The following is a 6,528-nucleotide window of genomic DNA, read 5'->3' on the forward strand; positions in this document are numbered from 1 at the left end:
TGAATTATCCGGGTTTTTGGCTTTTTCGGTATTCTATTTTATCGTACTTCAACTTGAAGTGCGGAATGTGGGTTAATAATAACTACTGGGCAAAAGATTTTATTCAAGATTTGTCAGAAAAAGGCATTATCAAAGGATTTCCCGATGGTAGTTTTCGCCCGGATGCACCGGTAACGCGGGCTGAATTCGCGGCAATGATCCGTTCTGTGAAAAAGGCAAAAACCCGCGCTGCTGTAAGGTTTGCCGATGTTCCGTCTAATTTTTGGGCAAGCGGGGCGATCGCCGAAGCTTACGAAATGGGATGGATGTCTGGCTATCCCGGCAATGTTTTCAGGCCGACACAGCAGATTCCTCGCGTTCAAGTTGTAGTCGCTTTAAATAACGGAATGGGCTATGAGCCTACGTGCAATTTTCAAGATGTTCTCAGTTACTATAATGATGCGGGTGAGATTCAAAATTATGCTGCCAAAAGCGTTGCTGCTGCTACTGAAAAACAGTTAGTTGTCAGCTATCCCAATCCTAAATCTCTCAAACCGAACAAGTCAGCAACACGAGCTGAAGTAGCTGCTTTTATCTATCAAACATTAGTCAGTACCAATCAAGCAAGAGCAATTAATTCTCCTTACATTGCCAAGATTGATGTTAGCGAGTCTGTTGCTGTGCAAATTCCCAGGGGGGTGACTATCCCAATCGAGTATGCAAAAGGCAAGATTTTGCTCGCCCCCAATGACAAATCTCCGATTACGCTGACTGTAGCTGCGGATATCACGGGTAATAATGGCCAAGTAGTGATTCCTGAAGGCTCGAAAATTAGTGGCGAATTGCGATCGACTGCTTCGGGCGTTCAGTTTGTGGCTCAAGAATTAAGTATACTCAACGGCAGCAGAGTGCCTCTCAATGCCACTTCGCAACTGATTACTAGGAAAGAAACTGTTACCAAGGGCGTTAATGTTGGCAATCTGGTTAAGAATACGGCCTTGGGTGCAGCAGCAGCGGCGGCGATTGCAGGTGTTACGGGCGATCGGGCGATCGCGACTGAAGAGGTGCTCGGCGGTGCGGGAATCGGGACTTTGATCGGGGTATTTTTGGGTAGAGATAAAGTCGATTTGTATGCTGTTAATCCCGACACCGATTTAGATTTGCTGTTGAATTCCGATTTGGTAGTTGGTACTGCCAGCACAGACATTTGTAGCGCTCGATAGAGCCGATACTTGGAAATTTCCTCAAACCCCTCGCCTTGCAGGAGAGGGGCTTTAATTTGTGTATTTTACCTCGCTACAGGTGCATCTAATCAAACAATTACTCAGGATTTTTTTTACTTGTAAATTTCTACGGACATCCCAAACTTTCGCGGGTAGAAACTCCCGTCACGGGATTGACCCCATCTGCTTTCTCGCACAGGATACTCACTTGATAAGCGTCGATAATTGCGTCAGTAAAATCAGCGCCGGAAATGGCAGCATCAAAAAACCGAGTTCGAGTCATAATTGCCTCGGAAAAATTAGCATTCGTCAAATTAGCGCCGTCGAATGTAACTCTATCTGCCAAAGCACCGGAGAGGTTGGCACCTGACAAGTTGGCATTCAGCAAAACTCCCTTAGTCAAAATCGCATTAGTTAAATCAGCACCTTGAAAATTTGTTCCCCGCATTTCAGCAGCGACAAATGTCCCGCCCGCTAAATCCGAGTTGGAAAAATCGCGATCGGACAAATTAATATTTGTGTAATTAATATTTTTTTTCGGCAAGGCAAATGCCGGAGTAGCACTCAGCAGCACCCACCCAAAAGCCAACACTAAACTTAAAACCAGGCTCAGGAAAATTCGGAAAACACTTTTCATGATGATGGGAATGGGGAATTGGACATAGTTGACTGTTGACTGCTGACTGTTGACTGTTGACTGTTAACTGTTGACTGTTGACTGTTGACTGTTAACTGCTGACTAATGACTGTTGACTGTTAACTGCTGACTAATGACTAATGACTAATGACTAATGACTAATGACTAATGATTAATTAAAATCGCTTTACCCAATCTTCGCCGACGCGAAGCGTTAAGTCAGAATTGATTTCACCGGTAGAAGATGCTTCAATTTTACCGCCGCCTAACTCTTTTTGCAGTAAATTCGCTGCCTCTAAATCTCCTTGCTGAACAATAATTTGACTTTGACGCTGCTTCTGGGGCGAATCCTGCACTACAGATACATTAAAAAAGCCCTTTTTTGTGAGAAATTCAGCAACGGTTTTGGCGGTTGTCGGTTTGCTAGAAGCGTTTTGGACAGCTATTTTGAGGTTTTTGGGCAACAGGGAGTCGCTGGGATTGCGAATTCGTCCTTGTTCAAAATCCGGCACGCTCTGGTTCAAGTATTGTGTCATAATGCGATCGCGCCCGACCGCATCTACAATCCAATAACTCCTCAAATCCCCTTTTTCTGAACTAGAACGTCCAGGCAACATTACCATTTTAAAATTATCTCGCTCCAATTGCAAACCGAAATTGGCTAGCGTCAATATTTCCTCATAATTTAGGTTTGTATCCACATATTTTTGCATCAATCGAACAATTTGTGGCAAGCGTACCAATACTGATGGACTTGCGAGGCGATCGCGAATAGCTTGAATTAAAGATTGCTGCCGCTGAATGCGGCCGATATCTCCTAAACCGTCGTTGCGAAATCGAGCAAATTGTTCTGCTTGTTCTCCGTTGAGAGTTTGCCATCCCTGACCTAAGTTTATTTTTAACTTTTGGGCGGTATCTGTATAGGACATCGCGCGAGGTACAAATACCTCAACTCCGCCCAACAAATCGACTAATTCCTGAAACGCATTGCTGCTGACTCGCACGTATCGCTCAATTCTCGTATTGTTCAGCATACTGCTAACCAATCGCGTCGCCAAAGCTGGTCCTCCTCTAGCATTGGCTTCGCTAATTTTGCTGAAGGCAATTCCGGGAACTTCGACTTTAGTATCTCGTGGGACTGAAAGCAAACTAATAGATTTATCTCTAGGATCGAGGTGGAATAAGAGTATTGTATCGCTGCGACCGTTAAATATCTTAGGGGAATTGGTGGCAACTTCGGGCACGCCGTCAATTCCCAATATCAAGATATTAACTGACCGCGACAGGCGGTATCCAGAGCGGTTGGAGGATAGATAGTCAAAACCAGTCGCCTCTAATACTCTATTGATAATTGGGGGTTCCACGGGCGCTAAAAGGGCGGTAATTGCCCCCAATGTAGCCGAGATGGCGGCTGTGAAAACTAGGAAAAATAGCCCCACTATATACAGGAATAATTTAGGCTTTTTTCGAGAGATTTGATCGACTGGTGTAACAAAGTCTCTTTTAAAAATGGACAAGTTTTTCATTGACTTGCTGTTGGTTATTGCAGTTTTTCAGCTTTGCAGTAAAACTTGGGCGGTGCTTCTGGAAAGTATTTCAACATAGCCGGACACAGCCAGCCTTCGAGATTTTTCGATTCCCACCGATACCAGTTACCGCCGTATTCTGCTTTCAACCACAGCATTTCTGCTTGATATCCGGGAAATGGATTGGCTGAAAATAAAAGTCGGAAACCTTGAGCGGCATTGGGAATGTCTGCGACAAGCGCGTTAATCATTTCGGGGACGCCCTGAACAAATGGTTCTCGGACAAGTCCGACTCGCTCGTCGTCAAAAACCCAGGTGTACTGTTCGCGATAGGGGTAAATTACCATCATTGCATTGGACATGGTATTCGCCTCTTTTCATTTCCTTTGTTTTGTCTGCAAAAATGCAACTGTTGATACATTATATTCTAATACCGTTTAGTTAAGGCCGATCCCCCCTAACCCCCCTTAAAAAGGGGGGAACAAGAACTTGCTCAAAGTCAACCCCTACTCCCCAACAACCAGGGGGATGCTGCAAGGAATCTCCGAGGAATAAACAGTTTTAGCCCAAGCGTATTGCATTATATTCTGTTGCGCGGAAGTTGTTCACTATCCGATTTGACAACCCTGTTTTAACTTAGGAAATTTTGCGGGTTATTTACAAACTTTGTTTGGGTTGGGCGGATTGGTGAAGTCTAGGCATTTCGGGCTTTAGAGCTGTTTTTTTATTTTTTTTAGTTTCGGTAAATGGTAGCCAAATCAAAGACGCTTAAGGGTGATTCATTGCAGGATTTTTTCTTTTAATTGTGCCTAGTTTTATAACCCTTATTACCTTTGTAGTAATGACGAATAGTTTTTATTCACCCAAACTATGAGGACGGACACCCTAACTACAAACATTTAAAGGTTTGTAGTTGGGTGTTATGTTTGTTTTCGGGAAAATCCAGCTCAAATTCTCGTCAGCTCAACCAGCGCCTTAGCTAAATATTGATACTGTGGCAAAGTATTATATAACTGAGCCGAAATCCTCACCAACTGCTTACTAGCATCCGGCCAAGGAATCACCGGAACTTCAATTTTAAAAATCTCCCACAGCGCCTCTTGCAAAGGTGGAATTCCTCCCTTTGCAACCTCATCAGACTGGCCGTCTGCCAGAGGGACAACTGCCATCGAACCCACCATTTCATCAGGACAAGGCAGCGGCAAATCTAATTTGTCAGCCAATATTTTTCTCCCTGCCAATGCTAAAGCATGATTCTTTGCCCTCAATTCCGGCCAGCCGCCGCTCAACAAAGAACCCATAAAATCAATAGCTACAGGTACGCACAAATAGGGACTCGGATCGACAGTTCCCATCCAGTCAAATTCTAATTGAAAGCGCGATTTATCAGCACGCGGTGAATTAGCACCGTGACTGATTGTAGTTGGGCGAATGGAATCTTGCTTGTCGCGCCGCACATACAGAAAGCCCGCACCTTTGGGCGCGCACAGCCACTTGTGGCAATTTCCCGTATAGTAAGCCGCGCCAATTTCATCTAAATTTAGTGCTACCATTCCCGGCGCGTGAGCTCCGTCTACCAATACATCCACGCCACGATTAGCTAACTCGCCGACTAACTGTTTGATGGGAAAGATTAAACCTGTTTGGCTGACAACGTGGTCTAATAAAGCTAACTTTGTTTGCGGTGAAACGCACTTAATTATTGCTTCAATAACTTGGTCGGGTGACTCAATGGGAAAGGGGACTTCTGCTACTATTACTTTAGCGCCTGTACGCTCGGCTACAAAGTTAAGTGTGTTGCGACAAGCGTTGTATTCCTGATTTGTAGTTAGCAATTCGTCGCCCGGAGAAAAACAGAGCGATCGCAAAACTGCATTTACTCCCGTCGTCGCATTCGGAACAAACGCCACGTCATCCTCAGCCGCACCAATAAATGCTGCTAACTGATTTCTGGCATTATCCAACAATGGTTCAAATTCCCGCATTAAAAAGCGCAAAGGTTCTCTTTCCAGTTGTTCCCGAAAAGCGGTTTGCGCTTCCAGTACGGGAATCGGACAGGCCCCAAAAGAGCCGTGATTGAGGAAAGTTATATTGCGATCGAGCAACCAATATTCGTTAATCATTAGTAATTAGTCATTAGTCAGTAGTCATTAGTAATTAGTCATTAGTCATTAGTCAGTAGTCATTAGTCAGTAGTCATTAGTCATTAGTCATTAGTCAGTCAACTGTCAACTGTCAACTGTCAACTGTCAACTGTCAACTGTCAACCGTTAACCATTTTACCTTTTAATTGCTCAAACTCTTCTAATGTATTGCAATTGGATAACATTACTGCTTCTCGTTCCCCTACAGGTAAAGGGATTGAGGGAATTTGATTTAACCACACTTGAAAGGAACGTCCCCCTTTGTCAATAAAACTTTGCAAGCTGGGCAGAGATTGTTGGCGATAGAAGCCGCACAAAGGCTCCCAGCGCGAATTTTGATAAGGCACAACTGCTAAAGTTGATGGGGGAAACTCTGTTAACTGACTTGCCCACTTCAGAATAATCTGGGCATCCAACAAAGGCAAATCGCAAGCTAACAGTAAAATCCACTCGGCGGCAATTTCTGTCAATCCCTGAGTCAATGCCACCAAGGGGCCGGAGCCCGGATTGTACTCTACCAGAAATTGGGATGTTTCGGTTAAGGTCGATCGATAGCGATCGGGCCAAGCAGTCAGAACATAAACTTCGGGGGTTACAAATGTGGCAACTTCCAACGCCCGCTGCAATAGGGATTTCCCCTCAATTTCCAGCATAGCTTTATCCCTACCCATCCGCGAACTTTGACCGCCTGCAAGCACAATTACGGCAATTTGATGATTAGTCATTAGTCATTAGTTGTTAGTCATTAGTTGTTAGTCATTAGTTGTTAGTCATTAGTTGTTAGTCATTAGTTGTTAGTCAGTAGTCAGTAGTCAGTAGTCAGTAGTCAGTAGTCAGTAGTCATTAGTCATTAGTCAGTAGTCAGTAGTCATTAGTTATCGCAAGAATTGTCTGTTTTGAATAGGCAAAATGCCTGTTCCACAATCATTATTGGAGATGTCTAGTAGTCAACTGTCAACTGTCAACTGTCAACTGTCAACTGTCAACTGTCAACTGTCAACTGTCAACTGTCAACTGTC

The 6,528-nt window shown here is 44.2% G+C and carries 6 protein-coding genes; 1 reads left to right on the top strand and 5 read right to left on the bottom strand.

What is annotated here, in order from left to right:
* Positions 1-1,202: S-layer homology domain-containing protein (locus tag QUA16_RS35030; protein ID WP_333109256.1), on the top strand; the 1,202-nt coding region annotated here is incomplete at its 5' end.
* A gap of 127 nt (positions 1,203-1,329) precedes the next feature.
* Here QUA16_RS35030 and QUA16_RS35035 read toward each other — a convergent pair.
* From QUA16_RS35035 to QUA16_RS35055, 5 genes are all read right to left on the bottom strand, one after another.
* The gene (locus QUA16_RS35035; protein ID WP_333109257.1) at positions 1,330-1,839 is read right to left on the bottom strand and encodes a pentapeptide repeat-containing protein; all 510 of its coding nucleotides are present in this window, start codon (positions 1,837-1,839) and stop codon (positions 1,330-1,332) included.
* Between the two features lie 176 nt (positions 1,840-2,015).
* Positions 2,016-3,365, bottom strand: coding sequence for an LCP family protein (locus QUA16_RS35040; protein WP_333109258.1), 1,350 nt, complete (start codon positions 3,363-3,365; stop codon positions 2,016-2,018).
* A 14-nt stretch (positions 3,366-3,379) separates the two neighbouring features.
* The gene (locus QUA16_RS35045) at positions 3,380-3,727 is read right to left on the bottom strand and encodes a DUF6717 family protein (RefSeq protein WP_333048237.1); all 348 of its coding nucleotides are present in this window, start codon (positions 3,725-3,727) and stop codon (positions 3,380-3,382) included.
* A 585-nt stretch (positions 3,728-4,312) separates the two neighbouring features.
* Positions 4,313-5,488, bottom strand: coding sequence for an aminotransferase class V-fold PLP-dependent enzyme (locus tag QUA16_RS35050; RefSeq protein ID WP_333109259.1), 1,176 nt, complete (start codon positions 5,486-5,488; stop codon positions 4,313-4,315).
* A 140-nt stretch (positions 5,489-5,628) separates the two neighbouring features.
* Positions 5,629-6,234: a molybdenum cofactor guanylyltransferase gene (locus QUA16_RS35055; RefSeq protein WP_333109261.1), complete on the bottom strand. Its 606-nt coding sequence runs from the start codon at positions 6,232-6,234 to the stop codon at positions 5,629-5,631.
* Positions 6,235-6,528 lie beyond the last annotated feature (294 nt).

The organism is Microcoleus sp. S13_C3, from assembly GCF_036700905.1.
Lineage (GTDB): Bacteria > Cyanobacteriota > Cyanobacteriia > Cyanobacteriales > Microcoleaceae > Microcoleus.